At 71.8% G+C, this 25,198-nt stretch carries 23 protein-coding genes; 5 read left to right on the top strand and 18 right to left on the bottom strand.

Annotated features, from left to right (window positions below; genetic code table 11):
- Positions 1–12 precede the first annotated feature (12 nt).
- Together ABZ928_RS05455 and ABZ928_RS05460 are read left to right on the top strand one after the other, a co-directional pair.
- A complete protein-coding gene (locus ABZ928_RS05455) occupies positions 13–780 on the top strand; it encodes an SDR family NAD(P)-dependent oxidoreductase (RefSeq protein ID WP_361515185.1) in 768 nt (255 codons plus the stop codon).
- A gap of 58 nt (positions 781–838) precedes the next feature.
- The gene (locus ABZ928_RS05460; protein ID WP_361515186.1) at positions 839–1,399 is read left to right on the top strand and encodes a GNAT family N-acetyltransferase; all 561 of its coding nucleotides are present in this window, start codon (positions 839–841) and stop codon (positions 1,397–1,399) included.
- On the opposite strand, the gene ABZ928_RS05465 is transcribed toward ABZ928_RS05460, so the two are convergent.
- Genes ABZ928_RS05465 through ABZ928_RS05480 form a run of 4 tightly spaced genes read right to left on the bottom strand, consistent with a single transcriptional unit; the run spans position 1,396 to position 5,577 of the window.
- Complete coding sequence (locus tag ABZ928_RS05465; RefSeq protein WP_361515187.1) at positions 1,396–2,172, bottom strand: enoyl-CoA hydratase/isomerase family protein; 777 nt, start codon at positions 2,170–2,172, stop codon at positions 1,396–1,398. The two genes, ABZ928_RS05460 and ABZ928_RS05465, sit on opposite strands and share 4 nt — an antisense overlap.
- A 1-nt stretch (position 2,173) precedes the next feature.
- Positions 2,174–3,262, bottom strand: coding sequence for an acyl-CoA dehydrogenase family protein (locus tag ABZ928_RS05470; RefSeq protein ID WP_361515188.1), 1,089 nt, complete (start codon positions 3,260–3,262; stop codon positions 2,174–2,176).
- Positions 3,249–4,175, bottom strand: a complete 927-nt coding sequence (locus ABZ928_RS05475) for an acyl-CoA dehydrogenase family protein (protein WP_361515189.1) — start codon at positions 4,173–4,175, stop codon at positions 3,249–3,251. Before ABZ928_RS05475 ends, ABZ928_RS05470 begins: the two co-directional genes overlap by 14 nt.
- Positions 4,153–5,577 (bottom strand): class I adenylate-forming enzyme family protein, encoded by a 1,425-nt coding sequence (locus ABZ928_RS05480; RefSeq protein WP_361515190.1) that lies wholly within the window; start codon positions 5,575–5,577, stop codon positions 4,153–4,155. Before ABZ928_RS05480 ends, ABZ928_RS05475 begins: the two co-directional genes overlap by 23 nt.
- Before the next feature lie 128 nt (positions 5,578–5,705).
- On the opposite strand from ABZ928_RS05480, the gene ABZ928_RS05485 reads away from it, so the two are divergent.
- Complete coding sequence (locus ABZ928_RS05485; protein ID WP_361515191.1) at positions 5,706–6,704, top strand: ferredoxin--NADP reductase; 999 nt, start codon at positions 5,706–5,708, stop codon at positions 6,702–6,704.
- Here the strand turns inward: ABZ928_RS05485 and ABZ928_RS05490 are convergent.
- From ABZ928_RS05490 to ABZ928_RS05505, 4 genes are read right to left on the bottom strand one after another with little or no spacing between them, the layout of a single operon-like run.
- The gene (locus tag ABZ928_RS05490; protein WP_361515192.1) at positions 6,681–7,727 is read right to left on the bottom strand and encodes a CoA transferase; all 1,047 of its coding nucleotides are present in this window, start codon (positions 7,725–7,727) and stop codon (positions 6,681–6,683) included. The genes ABZ928_RS05485 and ABZ928_RS05490 overlap by 24 nt on opposite strands.
- Positions 7,724–8,680 carry an LLM class F420-dependent oxidoreductase gene (locus ABZ928_RS05495; protein WP_361515193.1) on the bottom strand — a complete coding sequence of 319 codons (957 nt, stop codon included), beginning with the start codon at positions 8,678–8,680 and terminating at the stop codon, positions 7,724–7,726. The genes ABZ928_RS05490 and ABZ928_RS05495 overlap by 4 nt, the downstream gene beginning before the upstream one ends.
- A gap of 55 nt (positions 8,681–8,735) precedes the next feature.
- Entirely contained in the window at positions 8,736–9,140 is a 405-nt protein-coding gene (locus ABZ928_RS05500; RefSeq protein ID WP_361515194.1) for a cobalamin B12-binding domain-containing protein, read from the bottom strand.
- Positions 9,140–10,720: a methylmalonyl-CoA mutase family protein gene (locus ABZ928_RS05505; RefSeq protein ID WP_361515195.1), complete on the bottom strand. Its 1,581-nt coding sequence runs from the start codon at positions 10,718–10,720 to the stop codon at positions 9,140–9,142. The genes ABZ928_RS05500 and ABZ928_RS05505 overlap by 1 nt, the downstream gene beginning before the upstream one ends.
- Positions 10,721–10,798: 78 nt before the next feature.
- Between ABZ928_RS05505 and ABZ928_RS05510 the strand changes: the two genes are divergently transcribed.
- Positions 10,799–11,782, top strand: coding sequence for an enoyl-CoA hydratase/isomerase family protein (locus tag ABZ928_RS05510; RefSeq protein ID WP_361515196.1), 984 nt, complete (start codon positions 10,799–10,801; stop codon positions 11,780–11,782).
- Positions 11,779–13,170 carry an amidohydrolase family protein gene (locus tag ABZ928_RS05515; protein WP_361515197.1) on the top strand — a complete coding sequence of 464 codons (1,392 nt, stop codon included), beginning with the start codon at positions 11,779–11,781 and terminating at the stop codon, positions 13,168–13,170. Before ABZ928_RS05510 ends, ABZ928_RS05515 begins: the two co-directional genes overlap by 4 nt.
- Here ABZ928_RS05515 and ABZ928_RS05520 read toward each other — a convergent pair.
- The 10 genes from ABZ928_RS05520 to ABZ928_RS05565 form a co-directional block, all read right to left on the bottom strand.
- Entirely contained in the window at positions 13,142–14,431 is a 1,290-nt protein-coding gene (locus ABZ928_RS05520) for a CoA transferase (RefSeq protein ID WP_361515198.1), read from the bottom strand. The two genes, ABZ928_RS05515 and ABZ928_RS05520, sit on opposite strands and share 29 nt — an antisense overlap.
- Before the next feature lie 17 nt (positions 14,432–14,448).
- Positions 14,449–15,003 (bottom strand): PadR family transcriptional regulator, encoded by a 555-nt coding sequence (locus tag ABZ928_RS05525; RefSeq protein WP_361515199.1) that lies wholly within the window; start codon positions 15,001–15,003, stop codon positions 14,449–14,451.
- Positions 15,004–15,020: 17 nt separating this feature from the next.
- Entirely contained in the window at positions 15,021–15,818 is a 798-nt protein-coding gene (locus ABZ928_RS05530; protein ID WP_361515200.1) for an SGNH/GDSL hydrolase family protein, read from the bottom strand.
- Between the two features lie 47 nt (positions 15,819–15,865).
- Positions 15,866–17,917, bottom strand: coding sequence for a beta-galactosidase (locus tag ABZ928_RS05535; RefSeq protein WP_361515201.1), 2,052 nt, complete (start codon positions 17,915–17,917; stop codon positions 15,866–15,868).
- A gap of 42 nt (positions 17,918–17,959) precedes the next feature.
- Entirely contained in the window at positions 17,960–18,778 is an 819-nt protein-coding gene (locus ABZ928_RS05540; RefSeq protein ID WP_361515202.1) for a carbohydrate ABC transporter permease, read from the bottom strand.
- Positions 18,775–19,716, bottom strand: coding sequence for a sugar ABC transporter permease (locus tag ABZ928_RS05545; RefSeq protein ID WP_361515203.1), 942 nt, complete (start codon positions 19,714–19,716; stop codon positions 18,775–18,777). Before ABZ928_RS05545 ends, ABZ928_RS05540 begins: the two co-directional genes overlap by 4 nt.
- Before the next feature lie 11 nt (positions 19,717–19,727).
- Positions 19,728–21,065, bottom strand: coding sequence for an ABC transporter substrate-binding protein (locus ABZ928_RS05550; RefSeq protein WP_361515204.1), 1,338 nt, complete (start codon positions 21,063–21,065; stop codon positions 19,728–19,730).
- A gap of 67 nt (positions 21,066–21,132) precedes the next feature.
- A complete protein-coding gene (locus ABZ928_RS05555; protein ID WP_361515205.1) occupies positions 21,133–22,179 on the bottom strand; it encodes a LacI family DNA-binding transcriptional regulator in 1,047 nt (348 codons plus the stop codon).
- Positions 22,180–22,461: 282 nt separating this feature from the next.
- Positions 22,462–23,253 (bottom strand): SAM-dependent methyltransferase, encoded by a 792-nt coding sequence (locus tag ABZ928_RS05560; protein ID WP_361515206.1) that lies wholly within the window; start codon positions 23,251–23,253, stop codon positions 22,462–22,464.
- A gap of 95 nt (positions 23,254–23,348) precedes the next feature.
- A complete protein-coding gene (locus ABZ928_RS05565) occupies positions 23,349–25,064 on the bottom strand; it encodes an IlvD/Edd family dehydratase (protein WP_361515207.1) in 1,716 nt (571 codons plus the stop codon).
- Between the last annotated feature and the right edge of the window lie 134 nt (positions 25,065–25,198).

Below are 25,198 nucleotides of genomic sequence, written 5' to 3' on the forward strand. Positions count from 1 at the left end.
AAGGGAGCCGTCATGGAGATAGCAGGGTCGTCCGCGCTCGTGGTCGGCGGAACCGGAGGTCTGGGCGAGGCGACGGTCCGCCGACTCCACGCGGCGGGCGCGGCGGTCGTCGTCGCGGACCTCGCGGACGACAAGGGCAAGGCGCTGGAGGCGGAGCTGGGCGTGCGGTACGTCCGCACCGACGCCACCAGCGAGGAGGACGTACGGACGGCCGTGGGCGAGGCGGAGACGCTGGGGCCGCTGCGGATCTCCGTGGACGCGCACGGCGGGCCCGCGAGCGGCGGGCGGCTCATCGGGCGGGACGGGGAGCCGCTGGACCTGGCCGGGTTCCGGCAGACCATCGACATCTATCTCACCGCCGTCTTCAACGTCATGCGGCTCACGGCGGCGGCCATGGCCCGGCAGGAGCCGGTCGACGAGGACGGCGCCCGAGGGGTCATCGTCAACACCGCGTCGATCGCCGCGTACGAGGGCCAGATCGGCCAGCTCCCCTATGCCGCCGCGAAAGGGGGAGTCGTCGGCATGACCCTCGTGGCCGCCCGCGACCTGTCCCCGCTCGGCGTCCGCGTCGTCACCATCGCGCCCGGCACGTTCCTGACCCCCGCCTACGGCCAGGCGGGCGACCGGCTGGAGGCGTACTGGGGACCTCAGATCCCGCACCCTCGAAGGATGGGGCGGTCCCCCGAGTACGCAGCGCTCGTCCAGCACATCTGCGAGAACGACTATCTCAACGGCGAGGTGATCCGGCTGGACGGGGCGTTGAGGTTCCCGCCGAAGTGAGGGGGCCGGTGTCAGTGGCCTGTGGGAGGCTGGCGCCGTGTCGAAGGACGCCTTTGAAGTGAGACCGCTGGACGCGAGCACCTGGCCGGACTTCGCGTCCCTCGTGGAGCGCCACAACGGTGTGTGGGGCGGCTGCTGGTGCATGTCCTTCCACTCCGAGGGCGTGAGCGGCAAGAAGCCGCCGGAGCGGAGCCGGGCGGAGAAGGAGCTGCGGGTCCGGGAGGGCCGGGCACATGCCGCCCTGGTGTACGACGGCCCGGTCTGCGTGGGCTGGTGCCAGTTCGGGCCGACCGACGAACTGCCCCGGATCAAGCACCGGCGCGTCTATCTGCAAGAGCTCCGAGCGCTCCCGGACTGGCGGATCACCTGCTTCTTCGTCGACAGGGCCCACCGGCGAAGAGGCGTGGCGGCGGCCGCCCTCGACGGCGCCCTGCGCGAGATCGCGCGCCTCGGGGGCGGCGCGGTGGAGAGCTACCCGGAGGACGCGGAGGGCCGGTCCGCGTCCTCGTCGTTCCTGCACAACGGCACGGTGGCGCTATTTGAGAAGCACGGCTTCAGCCGCACCCGGCAGATCGGCAAGCACCACTGGGTGGTCACGAAGGTCGTCGCCGGCGCCTAATCGTTGCCGGTCAGCCGCGCCAGCGTGGTGCGGAAGTCCTCCGTCGTGAAGGACTGCTCCTCAGCCGTCGTCGCGAAGTCGAGGGTCGCTAGGACGGCACGCTCCAGGTGCAGGTTGAGGAGCCGTTTGGTGCTCTCGACGGCCTGTCTGGGCAGTCCGGCGATCCGTTTGGCGCAGGCCATGGCGTCGGCCAGGGGGTCGGCCGTGACGTGGTTGGCCAGGCCCATCGCCACGGCCTTCTCGGCCGGGATACGAGCGCCGGTCAGGGCGTACTCCTTGGCCAGGAGCAGGCTGGTGTGCAGGGGCCAGGTGAGGGGGCCGCCGTCGGCCGCGACGAGGCCCACCTGGACGTGCGGGTCGGCGAGGTAGGCGGACTCGGCGATGTAGACCGTGTCGCTGAGGGCGATGAGGCTGCAACCGAGGCCCACCGCAGGGCCGTTGACGGCCGCGACCACCGGGACACGGCAGCGGACCATGCCGAGGACGATGTCCCGGCCGTGCGCGATCGTGCGGGCGCGCAGGTCGGCGTCCTGTCTGATCTCGTCGAGGTAGGCGAAGTCGCCGCCCGCCGAGAAGGCCTTGCCCGCTCCGGTCAGGACAGCGGCGCGGGCGTCCCTGTCCTCGCCGAGGCGGGGCCATAGTCGGGCGAGGCCGGTGTGGAAGGGGTCGTTCACGGCGTTGAGGGCGTCGGGGCGGTTGAGGGTGATGATCCGCAGCGGGCCGTCGGCCTCGACCTGGATCTCCTCCGGCATGCCGTACAGGTTCTGCGTCATGTCAGGCTCCCAGTCCCAGGATCCGCGCGGCGATGATGTTCTTCTGGATCTGCGACGTACCGCCCATGACGCTCTGCGCGCGGCTGTAAAGGTAGGCGTGCAGCAGATCCGGGTCACTGGTGCCGCCGACCGCAAGGGCCGCGTGGCCGACGGTCTGTTCCGTCCAGGTCATCAGGAGCTTGTCCAGGGAACCCTCGGGGCCGTGCGAGACACCGTCGAGTTGCTCCGACAGACGTCGGCGTACGTGCAGGCGCAGCATCTCCGTCTCCACGACGGCCCACGCGAGTTCGGGGGGCGGAGGCCCCTGCACTCGGTCGGCCAACTCGCGCACCAGCTTGCCGTAACGGGCCGAGAAGCCCAGCGTCGAGGGCTCCCGCTCATGTCCTACGACGGTCATGGCGAGCGCCCAGCCCTCCCCCGGCGCGCCGACCATCTGGTCCGCGGGCACGGTCGCGCCGTCGAAGCGGACCTGCCCGAACTCCCGCGTCACCCCGCTCATCATCGTCAACGGGCGCTGTTCGACGCCGGGTTGGTCCATGGCGACGATGAACGCGGAGATTCCTTTGTGACGGGGCACGTCGGGGTCGGTCCGGGCCAGGAGGAGACACCAGTCGGCGACGTCGGAGTAGCTGGTCCAGATCTTGTGGCCGTGCAGGACGTAGTGGTCGCCGTCCCGGGTGGCCGTGGTGGTGAGGGACGCCAGGTCCGAGCCCGCCCCCGGTTCGCTGAAGCCCTGGCACCAGCGTTCGGTGCCGTCGATCATGCCGGGCAGGAAGCGGCGGCGGAGTTCCTCGGTGGCGTGCCGGCCCAGGCCCTGGACGAGGTAGCCGAGGCTGGGGCGGGGCGGGGTGCCGGCGCGGGCCAGTTCCTCGTCCAGGATGACGTCGTAGACGGGCGGGAGTTCGTGGCCGCCGTATGCCTTGGGCCAGGAGAGGCCGAAGAACCCGGCGGCGTGCAGGGCGCGATGCCACTCGCCCTGGCGGGCCCAGTACTCGTCGCCCGAGGTCGGGAACTCACCGGCCCGTTCGGTGAGCCAGGCGCGGAGCCGCTCGCGGAAGGCGGCCTCCTCCGGGGAGTCACGAAAGTCCACGGCCGGCCTCCCCCACAGCGTCGCCATGGCCCACGGTGATCTCCTCCAGGCTTACGGGGAACAGCTCGATGGACGTCAGGGCCCTGCGCAGATACACATGGGCGAGGCACTCCCATGTGTTGCCGATGCCGCCGTGCACCTGGATCGCCGTCTCGCAGACGGTACGGGCGGCTCGGGCGCAGTAGAGCTTGGCGATACGGGCGGCCCGTACGGCTTCTTCGGGTGGCAGCTCGTCGACCGCCCACGCCGCGTGGCGCAGTACGCTCACCGAGCCCTCGATCAACGCCAGGGCCTCGGCGAGGAGATGGGCGACGGCCTGGTAGCTGCCGATGGGCTTGCCGTACTGCTCACGGACCCGCGCGTAGTCGACGGCGAGTGCGTGTGCCCCGCGTGACGTTCCGAGCAGGTCGGCGGTGGTGGCCACGAGCGCCAACGCCCGTCGGCGGGCCGGGGATTCGGCGGTCAGCGTGGCAACCTGATCCGGCGGGCCGGTGACGGAGGCGCTGTGGCGGGTCAGGTCGGCGGCCGGGAGCAACGGGCCCAGAGCGGCGGCCAGTACGCGGTCGTCCTCGGTGAAGACGCCTCGCCGCATGCCCCTCGCGTCCCGCGCCACGCCGTCCACCACCACGGTCGACGCCGAGATCCCCGGGGCCAGGTCGTCGGCCAGTACGGGGCCCAGCAACGGCACATCGACCAGTCCGCGCCCGAACTCCTCCACCACCAGGGCGACTTCGACTCCGGACGCCCCGTCCGAGCGCAGCCGCCGCCAGCCGGTCGCCTCGACCGCCTTCTCCAGGCGGTCGATCCGGTCCGTGTCGTCGAGGTCGAGGACGGAGCGGGGGCCGAGGTCGTCGGCCAACCGGGCGGCCGCCGCGCGGAGTTGGTGTTGTTCAGGTGTCAGACGTGCATCCATAGCGCTCCTTGAGGACCCTGCGCAGGACCTTGCCCGAGGGCAGTCGGGGGATCTCGGTCACGAACTCCACATGGCTCGGGCGTTTGTAGGAGGCGAGACGTCCGCCGACGAGTGCGATGAGTTCGTCGGCCGACACCGGGCCGGTGGCCCGGACCGCCGCGACGATGGCCTCGCCGTCGGCCGCGTCGGGGACGCCGAAGACCGCGCAGTCGGCGACCGCGGGATGCCCGTGCAGGACGGACTCGACCTCGGCGGGGGCGACTTGGAAGGCCCGCACCTTGATCATCTCCTTGGAGCGGTCGGTGAGCCGCAGCCAGCCGTCGGCGTCGAGACTGCCGACGTCTCCGGTGCGGTACCAGCCGTCGTGCAGGGCCTCCGCGGTGGCCTCGGCGGGCAGATAGCCGGCCATGAGGGAGTCGGAGCGGACCTCGATCTCCCCGCTCTCGCCGGGTGCGACCGGCGCTCCGGTCTCCAGGGACACCACCCGCACGTCCACCCCGGGCACCGCCCGCCCCGGCGTGTCCAGGCGGGCGCCGTCGAGCGGGTTGCAGGCGATGACGGGCAGTTCGCTGGCCCCGTACGCGGGCACCCAGCCGACCCCCGTGCGCCGGGTGACGGTCTCGGCGACGCTCGGGGTGACCGGTGTGGCGCCCCACATGATGAACCGGAGCGAGGAGAGGTCGTACGACTCCAGTTTCGGGTGGGAGGCGATGGCGAGCGCGATCGGTGCGACGGCCATCTCGACGGTGATGCGGTCGAGTTGGATGTGCTCCAGGAGCCGGTCGAGGTCGAAGCGGCGGTGGAGCCTGAGCCAGGCGCCCGTCTCCAGCGCGGTGACGATGTTGAGCAGGCCCAGGATGTGCGAGGGTGGGGTGGCGATCTGGATCCGGTCCCGCGCCGTCAGCTGGAGGGCGTCCCGCCAGTGGCGTACGGCTGCGGCGAGGGAGGCGTGGGTGTGCCGTACCGCCTTGGGCATACCGGTGGTGCCGGAGCTGAACACCAGGACGGCGTCCACGTCCGGCCCGACACGCGCGAAGGACGCTCTCTCGCCCGTGGAGGGCCCTTCCCCGGGCGTGATCGGCTCGTCCAGGTGCCGCATCGGCATCAGTTCGGCCAGCACCGAATGGTCACCGACGGCGTGCGTCGGCGCGGTGACCTCCAGGGCGTGCTCGACCTCGCCCCGTCTCCAGGCCGGGCTGAGCAGGACGACCGCGGCACCGAGCCGCCAGACGGCCTGGACGGCGATCACGAACTCGGGCCGGTTGGACGACATGAGCGCGACCCGCTCGCCCGCCCGCACTCCCCCGCGCGCCAGCTCCGCGGCCAGCCCGTCCGCGAGGCCCTCCAGTTCGGCCAGGGTGTAATCCCGGTCCTCGAAGACCAGCGCGGCCCGTTCGCTCATTCCTCATCCCCGCCCGTCACTTCCCTGCCCGTTGAGAGGCCCCATCTGCGAGAGGGTCCCATCTACTCGATGAGAATAGTATTCTCATCTCGCTAGAACCTTGATACCAGAGCCCGAGGAGGGCGTCCATGGCGAGCCCCGCCCTGTTCCGGCGTGCGACCGTCGTCAAGATCGTCCAGGAGACCCCCGACGCCCGGACCTTCGTCCTCGACCCGCACGACGGCCCGTTCGCCTATCAGGCAGGGCAGTTCTGTGTCTTCCGGGTCCGGGTCGACGGCAAGGACCTGCTGCGCTCGTACTCGATGTCGAGCGCTCCGGAGACGGACGCCGAGCTGATGACGACGGTGAAGCGCGTGCCGGGCGGCAAGGTCTCGAACTGGCTGCACGACCATGTGGTCGAGGGCGACGAACTCGAACTCACCCAGCCCCGAGGCCTGTTCTGCCTCCGCCCCGCCGAGACCGGGACCCCACTGCTCGGCTTCAGCGGCGGCAGTGGCATCACCCCGATCCTCTCCCTCGCCAAGAGCACACTGGCGACCACCGCCCGCCCGGTCCGGCTGCTCTGCGCCGACCGCGACCGGACCTCGGCGATCTTCGACTCGGCGCTCATGGAGCTGGCCGCGCAGTATCCGGGCCGGCTGACGGTCGTACGTCATCTCGACGCCGAGCGGGGTCTCCTGAACCCGGATGCCGTAAGGGAGTTCGTCGGGTCGGACATCGAGGCGGACGCGTATGTGTGCGGGCCTGAGCTCTTCATGGAGCTGGTGGAGTCGGCGCTGCCGGGTCCGGGGCGGGTGTTCATCGAGCGGTTCGGCGGGGCTCCCAAGCCGCCGCCCGTGGCACGCCAGGTGGACGAGGGCACGGTGACGATAGTCCTCGGCGCCCGGCGCGCCACCGTCCCCAAGCACCCGAACGAGACCCTGCTCCAGAGCGCCCGGCGCGCCGGGTTCACCCCGCCCTTCTCCTGCGAGGCCGGAAACTGCGCCACCTGCATGGCCCGGATCACCGAGGGCAGCGCCACCATGCGGGTCAATGACGCGCTGACCGAGGACGAGGTCACCGACGGGTATGTGCTGACCTGCCAGGGCGTGCCCGACGAGGGGTCAGTCACCGTCCACTACGAGTGAGCCGAGCGCGGGCGGCGGCCCGTACTCGGGCATGTACCCGGCGACCTTGACGGGACTTCCGACCAGCCGGAAGTCCCCGGCCCGCACGATCATCTCCGGGGTCGCGTCCAGCGCCTCGGGGAGCGTGCGGACGGCGGCCGCCGGGATGCCGAGCGGCCGGAGCCGGGCCTCCCAGCGCTTGGCCGTGTCCCGGTGCAACGCCCGCGTGACGGCGTCCAGGACCTCTTCCCGGCGCTCCGCCCGCTCGGCCATGGTCGGGAATCCCTCGATCCCGGCCTCCGCCGAGAAGGTCTTCCAGAAGCCGTCGTGGGTGATGAACAGCGCCAAGTGGCCTTCCGCCGTGGGGAACAGCTGGGCCGGTACGTAGTAGGAGTGCGCGCCGTTCGGCAGCCGGCGCGGCTCGACCCCGTCGTTGAGGTAGGCGGCGGCCCGGTAGTTGAGCTGAGCCAGCATCACATCCCGCAGCGCCACCTCGACTTGGCCGCCGCGTCCCGACACGATCTGGGCGAGCAGGCCCAACGCGGCCGTCAGGGCGGCGGAGTTGTCGGCCGAGGAGTAGCCGGGCAGGGTCGGCGGTCCGTCGGGATCGCCGGTGAGGGCGGCGACGCCGGTGGCGGCCTGGATGACGTAGTCGAAGGCGGGGTCGTCGCCGCCGTCGAGGCCGTAGCCGGTGACGGCAACACAGACGAGCCGCTCGTTGTACCGGCGCAGGCGCTCGTACGTCAGCCCGAGCCGCCGTATGACCGACGGCTTGAGGTTGACGAGGAGCGCGTGTGCGTCAGCCGCCAATGCGCCGAGCCGCGCCTGGCCCTGATCGGTCGTCAGGTCCAGGCAGATGCTGCGCTTGCCCCGGTTGATGCTGGCGAAGTAGGCGTCGCCGACCTGGCGGGAGAGGTCGCCGCCGGGTGGTTCGACCTTGGTGACCTCGGCGCCGAGGTCGGCGAGGAGCATGGTGGCGAACGGGCCCGCGAGGATGTGGCCGACTTCGAGGATGCGCAGGCCCGCGAGCGGCCCGGGAGTCACCTCAGCTCCGTCGCGAGGCTCGCGATCATCTCCCGGGTGCGGCGTTTGGAGGCGACGAGTTCGTCGCGGCCCTCGCCGAGGGGCAGCAGGCGTACGGAGAGGTCGGTGACGCCCGCGTCGGCAAACCGGCGGAAGCGCTGGAGGATCGCCTTCTCGTCGCCCGCCGCGCACAGGTCGCCGACGTCCCGGGCGTCGCCGTAGTCCAGCAGGCGTTGGTAGTTGGGCGAGATCTCGGCCTCGCCGAGGATCCGGTTGGCGCGGGCGCGGGCGGCGTCGACCTCGTCGGGGCGGCACAGGCAGACCGGGATGCCGGCGACGACTCGGGGTGCCGGGCGTCCGGCCGCTTCGGCGGCGCGGGTGATGCGGGGGACGACGTGGTCGGCGACGGCGCGTTCGTCGGCCATCCACAGGACGGTTCCGTCGGCGCGCTCTCCGGCGAGGGCGAGCATGACCGGGCCGAGGGCGGCGAGGAGGACCGGGAGGGGGGCGACGGGGGCGAGGTCGAGGGGGTTGTGGACGGTGTAGGTGGTGTTCTCGACGTCGATCGGGCCGGGGCCGTTGCGGGCGGCGTCGAGGACGTCGAGGTAGTCGCGGGTGAGACCGGCCGGGCGTTCGTAGGGCAGGCCGAGCATGTCCTTGATGATCCAGTGGTGCGAGGGGCCGACGCCGAGGGCGAGCCGTCCGCCGGTGGCGGCCTGGGTGGAGAGGGCCTGGCGGGCGAGGGCGACGGGGTGCTGGGCCTGGAGGGGGACGACGGCGGTGCCCAGCTCGATCCGGGAGGTCCGGGCGCCCATGAGCGCGACGGCGGTCAACGCGTCGAAGTCCGTGGGGACTTGGGGTATCCAGGCGGTGTTCATCCCGGCCGACTCGGCCCACTCCACATCGGCGAGCATCCGCTCGGCCTTGCGCGCCGAGTCGCCCCGCTCGGGCCCGATCATGACTCCGATCCGCACGTTCCCTCCAGATGTCAGGGCCAGATGTCAGGGCCACCAGATGTCAGTGCCGGTGTCAGGGCGAGGTGAGGGCGCGTACGTCCGCCACCACCACGTCGAGGGGTGTTCCGGTGGGGAACACGGCGGCGGCGCCCGCGGCCTTCAGGCGCGGCACGTCGGCGGGCGGGATGGTGCCGCCGACGACGACCGTGATGTCCCCGGCGTCCGCGGCCCTCAGCCCCTCCACGGTCCGGGCGGTGAGTGCCAGATGCGCCCCGGACAGCATGCTGAGGCCGACCATCGCCACGTCCTCCTGGACGGCGGTGGCCACGATGTCGTCGACCCGCTGACGGATGCCGGTGAAGACGACCTCGAAGCCGGCGTCGCGCAGCGCCCGCGCCACGATCTTGGCGCCGCGGTCGTGTCCGTCGAGCCCTGGCTTGGCGATGAGGATCCGGGTGCGGGCAGGGGTGGTGCCCATCAGAACACCACCGGCTGCCGGAACTCGCCCCACACGTTCTTGAGCGCGGTGACCATCTCCCCGACCGTGCAATAGGCGTTGGCGCAGTCGATCAGCGGGCCCATGAGGTTGTCGGTGCCCTCGGCGGCCTTCGACAGCGCCGCGAGCCGGGCCCGGACAGCGGCCGGGTCACGCTCGGCCTTGACGCGGGCGAGCCGCTTCAACTGCACCTCCCGCCCCTTGGCGTCGAGTTCGTAGGTGGCGATGTCGGGGGCGGGCTCGTCCTCGTCGACGTACCGGTTGACCCCGATGACGGGCCGCTCGCCCGCCTCGACCGCCCGGTGCACGCGGTAGGCCTCGTCCGCGATCAGCCCTTGCAGATAGCCGTCCTCGACGGCCCGGACCATCCCCCCGTGCCGCTCCAGGTCCTCCATGATCTCCACGATCCGCTCCTCGGTGGCATCGGTGAGCGCCTCGACGAAGTACGAGCCGCCGAGCGGGTCGGCGACGCGCGCGACGCCGGTCTCGTGGGCGAGGATCTGCTGGGTGCGCAGGGCGAGGGTCGCGGACTCCTCGCTGGGCAGGGCGAAGGGTTCGTCCCAGGCGGCCGTGAACATCGACTGGACGCCGCCGAGGACGGAGGCGAGGGCCTCGTAGGCGACGCGCACGGTGTTGTTGCGGGCCTGGGGCGCGTACAGCGAGGCGCCTCCGGCGACACAGCCGAAGCGGAACATGGCGGCCTTGTCGGAACCGGCCCCGTACCGCTCCCGCACGATGGTCGCCCAACGCCTGCGCCCGGCACGGTACTTGGCGATCTCCTCGAAGAAATCGCCGTGCGTGTAGAAGAAGAAGGAGACCTGCGGGGCGAACTGATCGATCGTCATCCGCCCGCGCTCCAGCACGGTGTCGCAGTACGTCACCCCGTCGGCGAGCGTGAACGCCATCTCCTGCACGGCGTTGGCGCCCGCGTCCCGGAAGTGCGCGCCGGCGACGGAGATCGCGTTGAAGCGCGGCACCTCGGCCGCGCAGAACTCGATGGTGTCGGCGATCAGCCGCAGCGACGGCTCCGGAGGCCAGATCCACGTGCCGCGGGAGGCGTACTCCTTGAGAATGTCGTTCTGGATGGTCCCGGTCAGCTTCGCCCGGGGCACGCCACGGCGTTCGGCGGCGGCCACGTAGAAGGCGAGCAGGATCGCCGCCGTCCCGTTGATGGTGAAGCTGGTGCTGATCCGGTCCAGCGGGATGCCCTCGAAGAGCACCTCGGCGTCGGCGAGGGTGTCGACGGCGACCCCGACCCGGCCGACCTCCTCGCTCACCTCGGGGTCGTCGGAGTCGTAACCGCACTGCGTGGGCAGGTCGAGCGCCACCGACAGTCCGGTGCCGCCCTGCTCCAGCAGATACCGGTAGCGGCGGTTGGACTCCTCCGCCGTACCGAATCCCGAGTACTGCCGGAGCGTCCACAGCCGCCCCCGGTAGCCGGTGGCGTAGTTGCCGCGCGTGAACGGGAAGGCCCCGGGTTCCGGCGGCTCGGCGACCCGGTCCGCCGGTCCGTAGACCGGCTTGAGCGGGATGCCGGAGGAGGTCTGGGCGAAGTCATTCATCGTTCGAATACGCTACTTGCAGAAAATGAGAATGCCAATACCGTCACAGAGAATCGGATGCGGTCTACGCTTCGCGGCATGGAACCGCTGGATCTCGACGCCTGGCACAGCGCCGATCCGGCGCGCGTCGCAGAGGCCGCCGCCCAGGTCGCCGACTCCCTCACCGTCACGGTGGGGATCGCGACACGGCGGCCGCCGGAGCGGTTGACCCCACTGGTGCAGGCACTGACGCTGACCCTGGCAGGCCCCCAAGTGGACTCCGGCCGCCTGGAGTTGGTACCGGTGGAGGACCCTTGGAAGGCGTACGACGCACTGACCGAGGTCGGGGCGCACCGCCCGCAGACCACGGTCACGCTGGGGCGGCTGCTGCGGCAGACCCCCTCGCTCGGCACGCTCGACGGGCTGGCCGCGGAGGCCGCGGCGTACTCGATGCTGCTGGGCGGAACGGAGTTCGCGTCCTGGCTGGCCGGGCGCGGCCCGCGGCCGACCCCGCCACCGGACACGGACTGCGTCCGCCTGAGCCGCGACGCCGGCCGGCTGTCGATCCTCCTCGACCGCCCGGAGCGACGGAACGCGTTCAACTTCCGGATGCGCGAGGAGCTCTACGACGCCCTGGAGCTGGCCGTCCTCGACGACACGGTCCGTGAGGTCGAACTCGCGGGTGCGGGGCCGGTGTTCTGCAGCGGCGGCGACCTCGCCGAGTTCGGCACCGCCCGCGATCTCGTGGCCGCGTATCTCGTACGGCTCGACCGGGCGCCCTGGCGGCTCGTCGACCGGCTGCGGGACCGGGTCACCGTGCGGGTGCGGGGGGCGGCGGTGGGCGCCGGCATCGAGATGGCCGCCTTCGCCAGGCGTGTGGTGGCCTCGCCGGGCGCCTTCTTCCTGCTGCCGGAAGTGGAGATGGGGCTGGTGCCGGGGGCGGGCGGCACGGTGAGCGTGCCGCGCCGGATCGGGCGGTGGCGGGCGGCCTGGATGATGCTGAGCGGGGCACGGGTGGACGCGGGGACCGCGCTGCGGTGGGGGCTGGTGGACGAGATCGACGGACGAGACCGACGGCCATGAGCGGCGACGCACTGCTGCGGGACGTGTCCGTGCGGGGGTGGCCGGGACTGGTCGACTGCCGGGTGCGCGGGGGTGTCGTGGTGGAGGTCGGGCCTCGGCTGCGGGCGGGGGGCGAGGAGTTGGTCGTACGGGGTGAGGGGGGTGCGCTGCTGCCGGGTCTTGCCGATCACCATCTGCATCTCGCGGCCATGGCGGCGCTGGAGTCGTCGGTGGACGTGTCCGGGGTCGCGCGCGAGGGGCTGTCCCGGTTGATCGCTCGGGCGGTTCCCGGCGAGGACGGGTGGGTGCGGGTGGTCGGGTACGACGAGGTGGCCCACGGGGAGCTGGACCGGGATGCGCTGGACGTCTGGAACCCGGTGCTGCCGGTGCGCGTGCAGCACCGTTCCGGGGCGTTGTGGGTGGTCAACTCGACGGGGCTGCGACGGCTGGGGGGAGACACGCCTGACGGCATGGCCCGGCTCCGGGTTGCCACCGGTGACGACATCGGGCGTGGGCTGGTGTGGCGGGCCGACGCCTGGCTGCGCGAGGCGCTCGGCGCTCGGCCGCCGTCCCTGCGGGCGGTGGGCGCGAGGTTGGCCCGACTCGGCGTCACCCATGTCGCGGACGCCACTCCGGACGCGGGCGCGGGCGAGGTCGTCGCGGAGGCGGTGCGGCGGGGCGAACTCCCCCAGCACGTCCTGCTGATGGCCGCGGAGAGCACTGCTTCGGACCACCCCAGGCTGAGCGTCGGACCCGTGAAGCTGGTCGTCGCCGATCACGAACTCCCGGAGTTCGGCGCACTCGTCCTGCGGATACGACGTGCCCATGCCGTGGGTCGCCCGGTCGCCGTGCACTGTGTGACCCGGGTGGCCCTCGCGCTGACCCTCGCCGCGCTGGACGAGGCGGGGGGCATGCGGGGTGACCGGGTCGAGCACTGTGCCGTCGCCGACGCGGCCCTGGCCGGGGAGTTGGCGGCGCGCGGCATCACCGTCGTCACCCAGCCGACGCTGGTGGCCAGGCGCGGGGACGACTACTGGGCGCGGGTGGCACCGGAGGACCGGGGGGACCTGTGGCCCTACGCCGGGCTGTTGCGGGCGGGGGTGCGGGTGGCGGCGAGCAGTGACGCGCCGTACGGGGACCCCGATCCGTGGGCCGGTCTGCGGGCGGCGGTCGAGCGGCGGACGATCTCGGGGCGGGTGCTGGGGCCGGACGAGCGGGTCGCGGCGGCCACGGTCCTCGACGGGCTGCTCTCCGCGTTGCACGATCCGGGAGGGCCGCCGAGGCAGGTCGCGCCGGGGCTGCCCGCCGACCTCGTGCTCCTCGACCGGCCGTTGGGCGAGGCGCTGCGGGCGCCGGATGCCGGGCAGGTGCGGGCCACCCTCATCGCGGGGCGCGTAGTGCACGGATGAGGGCGTTGTCGGCTCCCATCGCGGGTGCGGGTGCCTCCGGGGCAGGGGGGCGGGGCGGCAGCACGGGTCGGGTGCGGCCGAGCAGCGGGCAGGTCACCGACCAGCCGTCGCCGTCCCGTCGTACCGGATGCGGACCGTGCTCCGCCTCGGGGGTCCCGGCGAAGGCGGCGGCCACATCGCGCATCGACACGTCGATGAACTCCCCGCCGCCTCGCGCCAGGGCCGTGAAGGCACCCAAGGCGGCCACCACTCCCGTGAGCGGGTCGGCGATCGCGTCGCCGCAGAACACCGGGCCGTCCTGCGACCTCGCCACGAGCCCTCCGGCGACCGCGGCGTCGTCACCGAAGGCGACCCGGTCGGGGTGACTCCTGCCGTAACCGGTGATTCCGACCCACACCTTGCCCGCCCGGTGCTCCAACCGCTCGACGGCCAGCCCGAGTTGGGCGAGCGCCCGGGGTCTGGACGCCTCGATCACGACATCGGCGGCATCGATCAACTCGGCGAGGTCCGCGCGCCCTTCGGCGGTGGTGAAGTCGACGGCGACGCTCTCGTGGCCGCCGTGCAGCCAGTCGTAGAGGGCCGGGCTGCCCGCTCGCGCACCGTCGGGGCGCCGGGTGCTCTCCACCTTGACGATCCGGGCGCCCGCTCGCCCGAGGAGGTGGGCGCAGAGAGGGCCGGCCCAGAGGGAGGAGAGGTCGACGACGAGGGGTCGGTCGAGGCGCGGCTTCTTGGCGGGGTCGGCGATCCGGGTGGTGCGGAACGGGGGGCCTTCGGTCAGTGGTGGCGGTGGCCGGGTGGGCAGTGCGGCGGCCGGGACCCCGAACATGCGGATGTGCGCGGTGAGTTCACGGGCCTTGGTGGTGCGTGCGGTGGCGGCGAGGTCGTCCCACGGGTCGTGGATGTCGGCCCGGCCGAGGATCGCGGGGAGGAGTTCGAGGTCGTCGGGGCGGGCCAGGGTGACCGCGCACCATCCGTCGGCGGCGGGGAGGAGTCGGGTGGCGCCGCCTGCGGAGGTCCGGCCGCGCCGGGTGAGGCCCGCAGCTCCGGCGCGGGCGCCCAGGAGGAGGGCGGGGTCGAGGTCCACGGGGAGTGCGCGGCGGAGTTCGTGGAGGAGGCGCATCAGGCCGGCGGGCGGCAGGAGCGGGGGGCCGTGCTCGTGGCCGGTGAGTGCCATGGCGCCGGACTCGGCCCAGTCGAGGTGGGGACAGCGGGGAGTGGGGGTGGCGGCCTCCCCCGACGCGGACACGCTCAAGGGACCCATGCACTCACCCTCCTCCCTCAGGGACGCTGATCGAGTCGCTTCAGCGCGGTCTCGCCCCACTTGAGGTTGCCGCGCTCGAAGGCGATGCCGCCGAGGAGGGTGAGGTAGGGCCCGATGCGTTCGGCCTCGGCGAAGTACTCGTCCTCGGTGCGGCCGGCCAGCATCCGTTCCCGCATCCGTTCGTAGCGGGCCAGTTTGGCGGTGGACCGCTCCACGCGTTCGACGATCGCGGCCCGTACGGCGTCGGCGTCGCCGATGTCGACGCACTGCACCTTGACCATGAGCTCGTCGCGGATGGCCGTGGGTTTCGCGGGCACGGCGGCGACGTACGACCGCAGGACCTCAAGGCCCGCGTCGGTGAGGGAGAACAGGCGCTTGTTGGGGCGGCGCTCCTGCTCGACGACCCGGGCGGAGACGAGTCCCTCGGTCTCCATGCGTTCCAGTTCGCGGTAGAGCTGCTGGGGGGTGGCCATCCAGAAGTTGGCGACGGAGGCCTCGAAGCCCTTGGCGAGGTCGTATCCGGAGGCCTCGCCCTCCAGGAGCGCGGCCATCACCGCGTTGCGCAGAGCCATGGACCCAACCTATTTGATCAGTCGAGGGAGTGCGTACGAGCCGGTCCCAGCACCGGCGTCAGCTCGGGCCGCTTGGCCACGCGGCCGTCCCCGGACGAGCGGCCCCGTACCCGCCGTACGAGCCACGGGCCGAGGAAGGAGCCGGCCCAGCGCACCTCGGCGACCACCGCGCGCAGGCCCGAGGCGGCCCGTGGATCGGCGGGCAGCGGGCGGGTCCAGCTGTCGTCGCTGCCCGGCAGACCGAGGGCGTCGGCGACCGCCGCGGCGATCCGGGCGTGGCCGAGCGGGCTCGCGTGCAGCCGGTCGGGGCTCCACAGCCGCGGGTCGGTCACGACCGGGTGGTGGGAGGTCTCGGCGACCAGGACGCCGTGCCGGTCCGCCGCCCGCCGGATGCGGTCGTTGAGGGCGAGGACCCGGGGGACCAGGGGGCGGGCCACCGGGATGATCCGGCCGACGTCCGGGAAGGTCACCGTCGCCACGCGGGCGCCCTGCGCGGTGAGCGCGGCGAACATCGCCTCCAGGTGGCCCGCCACCTCGTCGGCGTCGAAGGCCGGCCGCAGCAGGTCGTTCATGCCGGCGACGACGGTGGCGAGGTCGGGCTTCAACTCCAGGGCGGGCGCGAGCTGTTCGGCCCGCACCTGCCCGGCGAGCCGGCCGCGCACGGCGAGATTGGCGTAGAGCAGACCGGGCGTGCCCTCCGCGAGGTGTTCGGCGAGCCGGTCGGCCCAGCCGCGCAGTCCCTGTACGTCGTCGCCGTCGCCGCATCCCTCGGTCTGGCTGTCCCCGAGGGCGACATATCGCAGTGGTCCGTTCACACCCGACCGCCTCACCTGACCAACGCTTCACCTACTCACTTTGTTGACTATAGCTGGAGCACCTTCACATCCCAAGGGCCGAGCTCGACCGCATCGCCGTACACGACCCCGGAGACCGCGTCCCGCACCCCGCCGGGCACCGCGACGGACACCGTCTCCCACGACCAGTTGTGCAGGAAGCGCACGCGGCGGCCGTCACGGGCGGTGGCGGTGGTCGAGGTGACGCTCGGGTGGTCGGGGCGCGGGTCGTCGGCCGGGGCGGCCCAGGTCAGCAGGGCGCGGGCGAAGGCCGGGTCGGGGACGGTACCGACGTAGGTGATCCGGCCCGCGCCATGGGCGTGGGTGGTGACGGCGGGCCAGCGGCCGAAGTGCGGGTGCTCGTACGTCGCCAGCTCCCCGGCGCCCCGCGTCCGCAGCCCGTCCACCCAGTGCAGGGCGCGCGCCTCGGGCGGGAGGGCGAGGGCGGCCGTGCCGGTCACGGGCAGCGGGGCGCTCAGGTTGCTGAACTCGTCGTACGTCACCCCAGCCGCGTCCGCCAGCCGGGCGGGCTGGACGTCCGTGCGTGCCCTCGCCTCGGGGTCGCCGTATCCCGTACGGGGCCCCACGATCAGGTGGCCGCCCCGCTCGGCGTAGGTCCGCAGCCGGTCGAGGGTGTCGTCGTCGGCCGCGTAGAAGGCGGGCACCACGAGGACGGACGGCAGTTCGGCGTCCGGGAGTTGGCCGGGGTGGAGGATGCGGGACTGGAGTCCCGCGTCGAAGGCACCCCGGTAGAAGGCGTCGAAGAGCGTCTCGTACGACCTCCCGTCCGCGCTTCCGTCCGGGCGGGCCAGCGGCGGCTGGGCCTGGAGGGCCCATTTGCTGGGGCCGTCGTAGAGGAAGGCGACGTCGGCGTCCGGGGTGAGGGCGGCCACCAGGTCGCCCGCCTTCTCCAACTCCTCCCCCAGCACGGCGAGTTCGCGGTACACGCGGCCGGGCTTGCCGTTGTGCGGGAGGATGCCGCCCCAGTAGGTCTCGGTGCCGAAGTGCAGGGTGTGCCAGTGCCAGTACTCGATCATCGAGGCGCCGCGCGAGATCAGCGCCCAGGCGGCCTGCCGCCACTGGCCGTCGTAGGCCGGGCGGTTGTTCCACGGTTCGCCGATGGCCTGGGCGTCGGTCTCCGTCACCAGGAAGGGTTCCTGGCGGGAGGCGTACATGCGGTCGGCGCTGCGGTACAGGGCCCAGGTGCCGTTGGTGGTCCAGCCCTGGCCCGCGGTGTTCTCGTCGGGGAGTGCGAGGGCGTCCTGCATCGTGTAGTACGGGTTGCCCGCGGTGACGTCGAGGGGCTCGGTGAGCTTGTCGTCCTCAACGGCGGGGCGGTCGTAGGAGATGCAGGTGGTCACGAACTGGCCGGGGCGGGCGTACTCGCGGACGATGTCCGCCTGCCAGGCGATGAACTCGGTGACCAGCCCGGCCTGGAAGCGCCGCCAGGCCAGGTCGTACTGGGGCTGGGCGTTGCCGTCGGGGGTCCAGAGGTCGGACCAGGTGGACAGGCGGTGCGACCAGTAGACGAGGCCCCACTCCCGGTTGAGGGTCTCCACATCGCCGTAGCGCGCGCGGAGTTGGTCGACGAAGCGCTGGAACACGCCGTGGTTGTGCAGGAGTTCGTTGCCGGGTTCGTTGTCGACCTGGAAGCCGATGACCGCCGGGTGGTCGGCGTACCGTTCGACGATCTTCCGGATGACCCGTTCGGCGTGGAAGCGGAACGCCGGGTGGGTGAAGTCGACCTCCTGCCGGGCGCCCCAGCCGATGCGCTCGCCGGTGCGCCGCTCCCCCGCGATCTCCGGGTACTGGCGGGCCAGCCACGGGGGCACGGCGTAGGTCGGGGTGCCGAGGATCACCGAGATGCCGCGCTCGTGGGCGCCGTCGAGCACCGGTCGCAGCCAGTCGAGGTCGAAGCGGCCGTTCTCCGGTTCCCAGGTGGACCACACCGACTCGCCGACGCGGATGACGGTGAAGCGGGCCTCGGCCATGAGGTCGAGGTCGTCCTTGAGGCGCTCGTGGGGCTGGTACTCGTGGTAGTAGGCGGCGCCGAACAGGACCCGGCGGGGGAGGTCGAACATTCTTCTCCAATACGGTGGTTGAGTGGCCGTCAGTTTTGGATGTCAGCCCTTGACGGCTCCCGTGGACAGGCCTTCGAGGAGCTGTTTGCGCAGGACGACGAAGAGGGCGACCGCGGGGACCACGGCGATGACGGCGCCGGCGAGTACGAGGTCGTACTGCCGTTGCTCCGACACGAACAGGGTCTGAAGGCCGAGCGGCAGGGTGTACTGGGAGCTGTCGGAGACCAGCACCAGGGGCCACAGAAAGCTGTTGTAGCTCTGGAGGAACTGCCAGACGGCGAGCGCGCCGAGCGCGGGCCGCAGCAGGGGCAGCACGATGGTGCGGAAGATGCCGAACTCGCTCGCCCCGTCGATACGGGCGGCCTCCAGGACGGAGTCCGGAACGGACTGCACAATGTACTGCTGCATCATGAAGATCCCGAACGCGGGCGCCGCCCAGGGCACGATCAGCGCGAACCAGGGGCTGCCCAGGCCGGTCTTGACGAGGATCACGAAGAGCGGCACGAGGATCACCGCGAACGGGATGGACAGCGAGCTGAACATGACGCCGAACAGCAGCCGTTTCCCGGCGAAGCGGAACTTGGCGAAGCCGTAGCCCGCAAGCGCGCAGACGAACACGGAGACGGCGGTGGCGACGAGGGCGACGACCGTGCTCATCAGGAACCAGCGCCAGAACGGCTGCCCGGAGAACAGGCGTTGGTAGTTGTCGAGGGTGAACGGGTCGGGGATGAGCTCGGGCGGGTAGCCGAAGATGTCGCCGCGCGGCTTGAAGGAGCCGCTCAGCGCCCACAACAGCGGTGCCAGGAAGGCCAGGAGCAGCAGGACGAGTACGCCGTAGAGGGGTACGCGGGTGCGCATCATGAGGACGCCCTCCCGATGCCGAGGAGTCGGTTGAAGAGCTGGCTGAGTCCGAAGACGAGGACGAACAGGACGACGGCCGCGGCGGCCGCGTAGCCGAACTGCTGGCGCTGGAAGGCGGCCCGGTAGATGAACATCGTCACCGAGAGGGTCGACTCGGCCGGGCCGCCGCCGGTCAGCAGGTACGGCTCCTCGAAGATCTGGGCCGCGCCGATGAAGGAGGTGACGACGACGAACGCGGTCACCGGCTTCAGTGCCGGGAGGGTGACCGTGGTGAAGGTGCGCAGACGTCCGGCGCCGTCGATCGCCGCCGCCTCGTACAACTCCCGTGGCACGTTCTGGAGTCCGGCGAGGAAGAACACGGTGAGATAGCCGGTCCAGCGCCACAGCATGACCAGGGCGATGCTCACCTTGGCGAGGTTCGGATCGCCGAGCCAGTCGGTGCCGCCGGTCCCGAACAGGGCCTTCAGCACCGAGTTGATCAGGCCGAACTGCCGGTCGAAGAGCAGGCCGAAGATGAGCGCGACGAGGATCGGGGAGACGACGATCGGCACGAAGTAGGCGGTGCGCCACAGGTCACGGGCGCGCAGGCCGCGGGTGTTGAGGGCCTGCGCGATCAGCAGCGCCAGGGGCACGACCACGCAGACCGCGACGAGCACGAAGATCGCCGTGTTGCCGAGGGCCCGGTGGAAGCTGATGTCGGTGAACAGCAGCCGGTAGTTGCGCAGTCCCACCCAGCGCGGGGCGCCGAGGCCGACCCACTCGGTCAGGCTGAGCCACAGCGAGACCGCGATCGGGACCAGCATGAACAGGACATAGAGGAGATAGAAGGGCGAGATGAAGAGGTAGGGCGCCCAGGGCTTGCGGGGGCGGTGGGCGCTCCCGGTCCCGGTGGTGCGCTGGTCGGCGGTGCGGGCCCGGCCCGCTGCGACGGTGGTCATGTCGGGGCCTCCTAACGTCCGGCCTGGTCGCGGTAGTCGGCCGCGGTCTGTTTGAGTGCCTGGCGTGGGGTGACATCGCCTCGGTAGGCGCGCAGGAGGTTTCCGGCGAGGACGTCGAAGAGGATCGACTGGTCGGGGCTCTGGTAGAAGGCCGGTACGTCCGGGAGCAGCGCGCGGTAGAGGGTGAACAGCCGTTGTCCGCCGCAGAATTCGTCCCGCGTGGCGTTGAGCCGCGGGTCCTGGAAGACGGAGCGGCGGGTGGGCAGATAGCCGGTCTCGGTGAAGCGGCGGACCTGCCCCTCGTGGGTGAGCCAGGTGCTGAGGAGGAAGTCGGTGGCCGCGGCGGTGTTCGCCTTGTCCTTGACGACACCGAATCCGGTGCCGCCGAGCGCGGCGGTCCGCCCGCCGCCCTTCGCGAACCGGGGCAGGTCCCGGACCCGCCATCTCCCCTTCTGTTCGGGGACGTTGGGGACCAGGCCGTAGTTCTTGTACCAGATGGCCATGGGCAGTCCGACGACCTTGTTCCCCTTCAGTGCCGCCTGCATCGCGGCCCCGTAGTAGTCGGAGATGTCGATGACGAAGCCGGTGCGCAGCCCTTCGCACAGGAAGGTCAGCACCTCCTCGGCCTCCGGCGAGTCCAGCACCAGGTTTCCGTCGGCGTCGAAGAAGGCGCCGCCGCGCTGATAGAGCAGCATCTGGAAGGACTGCACGACCTGGCCCGTGTCGCTGCCGACCGTGGAGACCACGCAGAGGGAGGCGTCGTGGTCCTTGTGGACCCGGGCGCCGAGTTCGGCGAACTCCTCCCAAGTCGCGGTGTCGGTGGGGAGGTTCCACTGCGTGAAGAGGTCGTCGCGGTAGTAGTAGATGACCATCGGGGTGTCCGAGTCGAGGGCGTAGACCTTGCCGTCCTTGCTGAAGGGGGCGAGGCGGGCGGGCAGCAGGTCGTCCTTCAGGCCGGGCACGGCGGCCAGGTCGGGGGTGAGGTCGTGCAGCAGACGCGGGGCGATGTCGCCGCGCAGCATGCGGGGGAAACTGCCGATCTCGAAGCCGACCGTGTCGGGGGTGCCGCGTCCCGCCACGGCCTGGGCGAGCAGCTTGGTGACGAGGTCGCCGGGTCCGGCGCGGGTGACGTCGAGGCGGTAGCGGAAGTCGGTGAGCCGGTCGGCCTCGGGTATGCCCTTGCGGAAGAAGGCCTCGTATCCGGGGTCATGGGTCCACAGGGACAGGGTCACGTCACCGGAGGTGCGGACGGTGGCGGTGCCGGCGCCACAGGCGGTGAGTGCGGCGGCCGTGCCGAGGCCGAGGGCACCCCGGAGCAGGGCGCGGCGGGGCAGGGGTGATGGGTACACACGTGACTCCTCACGTGGTGCGGCTACAAGGAAGGGGGCGGGCAAGCGGCTGCCCGGGGGGCGAGGGCTAGGACGCGGGCGTGCGGCTGCGCACCGGTCCGGTCGAGTCCCGTACGGTCAACTCGACTGCCGGGCCGACGTGTTCGGGTGAGACCGGCCGGCCCTCGATCATGGCGATCAGTACGTCCACGGCGTGGTCGGCGACCGCCGCCGTGTCGTGCCGGACGGTGGTCAGTGGCGGGGTGAGGTAGGCGGCGGCGGGGATGTCGTCGTAGCCGACGACGCTGACGTCACCGGGGACGGCCCGGCCGGCGTCGGCGAAGGCCCGCAGGGCGCCGAGCGCCATGTCGTCGTTGGCGGCGAACACGGCGGTGACATCGGAGAGTTGGGCGAGCTGGCGGCCTGCCGCGTATCCGGCGGCGGGCGTCCAGTCGCCCTCGACGGGCAGGGGCGGTTCGGGGGCACCGGCGGCGGTGAGCGCCTCGCGCCAGCCGCGCAGCCGGTCACGGGCCGCGAACCAGTTCTGCGGTCCGGGGATGTGCCAGACGGTGCGGTGGCCCAGGGAGAGCAGGTGCTCGGTGGCGGCCCGGGCGCCCGCGACGCCGTCGGCGCCGACCACCGCGCCCACCCCGTGGGCGAGTTCGACGCCCTCGCCGAGGCTGACAACGGGCACCTGCGCGCTCAGTGAGAGCGGGGTGCCGTCGTCGATGGGCTCGGACAGGACGATGCCGTCGACGCCCTGTTCGAGGAGCGCCTCCACGGCGACCGAGGCGCGCTGCCCTTCCAGGGTGCTGGCCAGGGCGAACGAGTAACCCGCCCGCTGCATCGCCCGTTCCAGCGCGATGAGCAGGGTGGACGGGCCGTAGAGGGCGGTGCCGAGGGAGACGACGCCGATGCGCCGGTAGCGGCCGAGGAGCAGGGCGCGCGCCGCGTTGTTCGGGCGGTAGTCCAGCTCCTTGATGACCCGGAGCACACGGTCGCGCACCTCCGGGCTGACATGCGGCTCGCCGTTCACGACCCGGGACACGGTCTTCTGGGAGACGCCCGCGGCCCGGGCGACCTCGGTCATGCCGGGACCACGCCGCCGACGACCGGAACCGGCCGGAGTTGTCATGGCGCTCCCCTTGGCTGGGCGACTGCCTGGACTACGTAGTCACCCAGGTGAAGTCGCCGTCCCATGGCTTGGGTGACTACGTAGTCATGCCAGTGTCGGGGCGGCCCGGGGGCGCGTCAATGGTCGTGCGGGATGTTCAGGAGATTCGTACGGGATGTCCGCGAGAAAGAAGGGCGGCGCGCCATCCAGGCGGCCGCGGCCACCGAACAACAGTCGGGGAAGTACCGGACGGGCTCCCGGCGGTCGGCGGCCGGGAGCCCGTTGGTCTCACCGCCGCCGGTGTTACGGCTTACGGCCCACGCCGCCGAAGTCGTCGACCTCAGGGCCCTCGGCACCGGCCGGGCCCGGGCGCCAGCGGGACACCGTCACCACACCGGGGTCGACCAGCTCCAGGCCGTCGAAGAAGCGGGCCAGCTGCTCGGGGCTGCGGTTGACGCGGGGGTTGTCGCCCGCCTCGTTCCACTGCTCGATCATGACGCGCATCGCCTCGGGGTCGAGCACCTCGGTGTCGTCGCAGAGCACGAGGTAGCTGCCCGAGGGCAGGGCGTCGACGAGCCGTCCGACGATGTCGTACGCCGTGTCGTCGACGATGTGGGCCGTGATCCCCAGCAGCACGAGCGCGATGGGCTCGGTGAAGTCCAGGGTCTTGGCGGCCGCCTCCAGGATGGACTCGGGGTCGCGGATGTCGGCGTCGATGTAGGCCGTGGCACCCTCGGGGGAGCTGGTGAGCAGGGCCTCCGCGTGGGCCAGGACCACCGGGTCGTTGTCGACGTAGACGATCCGCGTCTCGGGGGCGATGCGCTGGGCGACCTCGTGGGTGTTGTCGGCGGTGGGCAGTCCCGTGCCGACGTCCAGGAACTGCCGGATGCCCACCTCGCGGACGAGGTGTTCCACGGTACGGACGAGGAAGGCCCGCTGTGCCCGGGCTATGTCGAGGATCTGCGGATTCGCCTCGACGATCTGGTCGCCGACCAGCCGGTCGATCTCGTAGCAGTCCTTGCCGCCCAGCCAGTAGTTCCAGATCCGGGCGGAATGCGGTACGTCGCTGTTGATGAGCTTGGCGTCAAGTGGCATGGGAACTCCCGGAGTTGATCTGACCCTGGGCACACCTCACCGCCTGGCGGGCCGGTACGTCAAGCGCTGCCGGCCGGCGGTCGGGGCGGGAGCGCTCAGTGCGACTCGCGGGTCACCTCGGACCCGCTCGATCCGACCAGGAAGTCCAGGTCGGCCCCGGTGTCGGCCTGAAGTACATGGTCGACGTACAGGCGCTCCCAACCGCGGCGCGGACTGGCGTAACCGGAGACGGTGGCTTTGGTGGGGGTTCTGCGGGCGAGTTCCTCGGCGGGTACGTCGATGTCGATGCGGCGCGCTTCGACGTCGAGGACGACGAAGTCGCCCGTGCGCACCAGCGCGAGCGGTCCGCCGGCGGCGGCCTCCGGGGTCACGTGCAGGACGACGGTGCCGTAGGCGGTGCCGCTCATCCGGCCGTCGCAGATCCGGACCATGTCACGGACGCCCTGTTCGAGCAGTTTCTTCGGCAGCGGCATGTTCGACACCTCGGGCATGCCCGGGTAGCCCTTGGGTCCGCAGCCGCGCAGGACGAGGACGGAGTCGGCGTCGACGTCGAGGCCGGGGTCGTCGACGCGGGCGTGGAAGTCCTCGATGGAGTCGAAGACGACGGCACGGCCGCGGTGTTTGAGGAGATGCGGGGAGGCGGCGGCCGGTTTGACGAGGGCGCCGTCCGGGGCGAGGTTGCCCCGAAGTACGGCGATGCCGCCCTCGGCGACCAGGGGCTTCGCGCGGGTACGGATGACCTCGGCGTCCCAGATCGGCGCGTCGCCGAGATGGTCGACCAGGGGCTCTCCGGTGACGGTCAGGGCGTCGGGATCGAGGAGGTCCTGGACCTCGCGCAGGACCGCGAGGAGTCCCCCGGCGCGGTGGAAGTCCTCCATGAGGAAGCGGCCGGCCGGCTGGAGGTCCACCAGGACCGGCACCCGGGAACCGATGCGGTCGAAGTCATCCAGGGACAGGTCGACGCCCAGTCGGCCCGCGATGGCGAGGAGGTGGACGACGGCGTTGGTGGAACCGCCGACGGCCGCCAGCGCCACGATCGCGTTGTGGAAGGACGCCTCGGTCAGGAAGGTGGCCGGCCGCCGGTCGGCGTCCACCATGGCGACCGCGAGCCGGCCGGTGCGGTGCGCGGCCTCCAGCAGCCGGCTGTCGGGCGCGGGCGTTCCGGCGGTGCCGGGAATCACCGTGCCCAGGGCCTCGGCCACCAGCGCCATGGTGGAGGCGGTGCCCATCGTGTTGCAGTGGCCGCGGCTGCGGATCATCGCCGACTCGGAGCGGGTGAACTGCTCGTGCGACAGCGTGCCCGCCCGTACCTCCTCCGACAGCCGCCACACATCGGTGCCGCAGCCCAGCGGAGTGCCGCGGAAGGTCCCGGTGAGCATCGGGCCGCCGGGCACCACGACGGCGGGCAGGTCCACCGAGGCGGCGGCCATGAGCAGCGACGGGATCGTCTTGTCGCAGCCGCCCAGCAGGACGACGCCGTCGATGGGGTTGGCCCGCAGCATCTCCTCGGTGGCCATCGCGGCCATGTTGCGCCAGAGCATCGCGGTGGGGCGGACGTTGGTCTCGCCGAGCGACACCACGGGCAGGTTCAACGGAATGCCGCCCGCCTCGTGCACGCCGTCGCGCACGGAGGCCGCGACCTCGTTGAGATGGGCGTTGCAAGGGGTCAGGTCGGAGGCGGTGTTGGCGATGGCGATCTGCGGCCGGCCGGTGAAGGCGTCGCCGGGCACGCCCCGCCGCATCCACGCCCGGTGGATGTAGGCGTTGCGGTCCTGACCCGCGTACCAGTCCGCGCTGCGGAGCCTCTTCATCGAGTCCCTTCCAACAGTCGGTACGGCGGTCTACTGTTCGGAACGTCATGCAGCGTACGCAGACCTCCGACGCATCGACAGACCCCGGCTCGGACGGCTCAACAGGCGCCGACAGCGGCCGACTTGTGGGCTGT

It is taken from the genome of Streptomyces sp. NPDC046909 (assembly GCF_040644695.1).
Lineage (GTDB): Bacteria > Actinomycetota > Actinomycetes > Streptomycetales > Streptomycetaceae > Streptomyces.

Excerpts from the sequence above, each read along its gene's own strand:
- ABZ928_RS05455 (WP_361515185.1), top strand. The coding sequence starts at position 13 with ATGGAGATAGCAGGGTCGTCCGCGCTCGTGGTCGGCGGAACCGGAGGT.
- ABZ928_RS05465 (WP_361515187.1), bottom strand. The coding sequence starts at position 2,172 with ATGACGCAGAACCTGTACGGCATGCCGGAGGAGATCCAGGTCGAGGCC.
- ABZ928_RS05475 (WP_361515189.1), bottom strand. The coding sequence starts at position 4,175 with ATGGATGCACGTCTGACACCTGAACAACACCAACTCCGCGCGGCGGCC.
- ABZ928_RS05480 (WP_361515190.1), bottom strand. The coding sequence starts at position 5,577 with ATGAGCGAACGGGCCGCGCTGGTCTTCGAGGACCGGGATTACACCCTG.
- ABZ928_RS05485 (WP_361515191.1), top strand. The coding sequence starts at position 5,706 with ATGGCGAGCCCCGCCCTGTTCCGGCGTGCGACCGTCGTCAAGATCGTC.
- ABZ928_RS05500 (WP_361515194.1), bottom strand. The coding sequence starts at position 9,140 with ATGGGCACCACCCCTGCCCGCACCCGGATCCTCATCGCCAAGCCAGGG.
- ABZ928_RS05505 (WP_361515195.1), bottom strand. The coding sequence starts at position 10,720 with ATGAATGACTTCGCCCAGACCTCCTCCGGCATCCCGCTCAAGCCGGTC.
- ABZ928_RS05510 (WP_361515196.1), top strand. The coding sequence starts at position 10,799 with ATGGAACCGCTGGATCTCGACGCCTGGCACAGCGCCGATCCGGCGCGC.
- ABZ928_RS05515 (WP_361515197.1), top strand. The coding sequence starts at position 11,779 with ATGAGCGGCGACGCACTGCTGCGGGACGTGTCCGTGCGGGGGTGGCCG.
- ABZ928_RS05520 (WP_361515198.1), bottom strand. The coding sequence starts at position 14,431 with ATGGGTCCCTTGAGCGTGTCCGCGTCGGGGGAGGCCGCCACCCCCACT.
- ABZ928_RS05525 (WP_361515199.1), bottom strand. The coding sequence starts at position 15,003 with ATGGCTCTGCGCAACGCGGTGATGGCCGCGCTCCTGGAGGGCGAGGCC.
- ABZ928_RS05535 (WP_361515201.1), bottom strand. The coding sequence starts at position 17,917 with ATGTTCGACCTCCCCCGCCGGGTCCTGTTCGGCGCCGCCTACTACCAC.
- ABZ928_RS05540 (WP_361515202.1), bottom strand. The coding sequence starts at position 18,778 with ATGATGCGCACCCGCGTACCCCTCTACGGCGTACTCGTCCTGCTGCTC.
- ABZ928_RS05545 (WP_361515203.1), bottom strand. The coding sequence starts at position 19,716 with ATGACCACCGTCGCAGCGGGCCGGGCCCGCACCGCCGACCAGCGCACC.
- ABZ928_RS05555 (WP_361515205.1), bottom strand. The coding sequence starts at position 22,179 with ATGACAACTCCGGCCGGTTCCGGTCGTCGGCGGCGTGGTCCCGGCATG.
- ABZ928_RS05560 (WP_361515206.1), bottom strand. The coding sequence starts at position 23,253 with ATGCCACTTGACGCCAAGCTCATCAACAGCGACGTACCGCATTCCGCC.
- ABZ928_RS05565 (WP_361515207.1), bottom strand. The coding sequence starts at position 25,064 with ATGAAGAGGCTCCGCAGCGCGGACTGGTACGCGGGTCAGGACCGCAAC.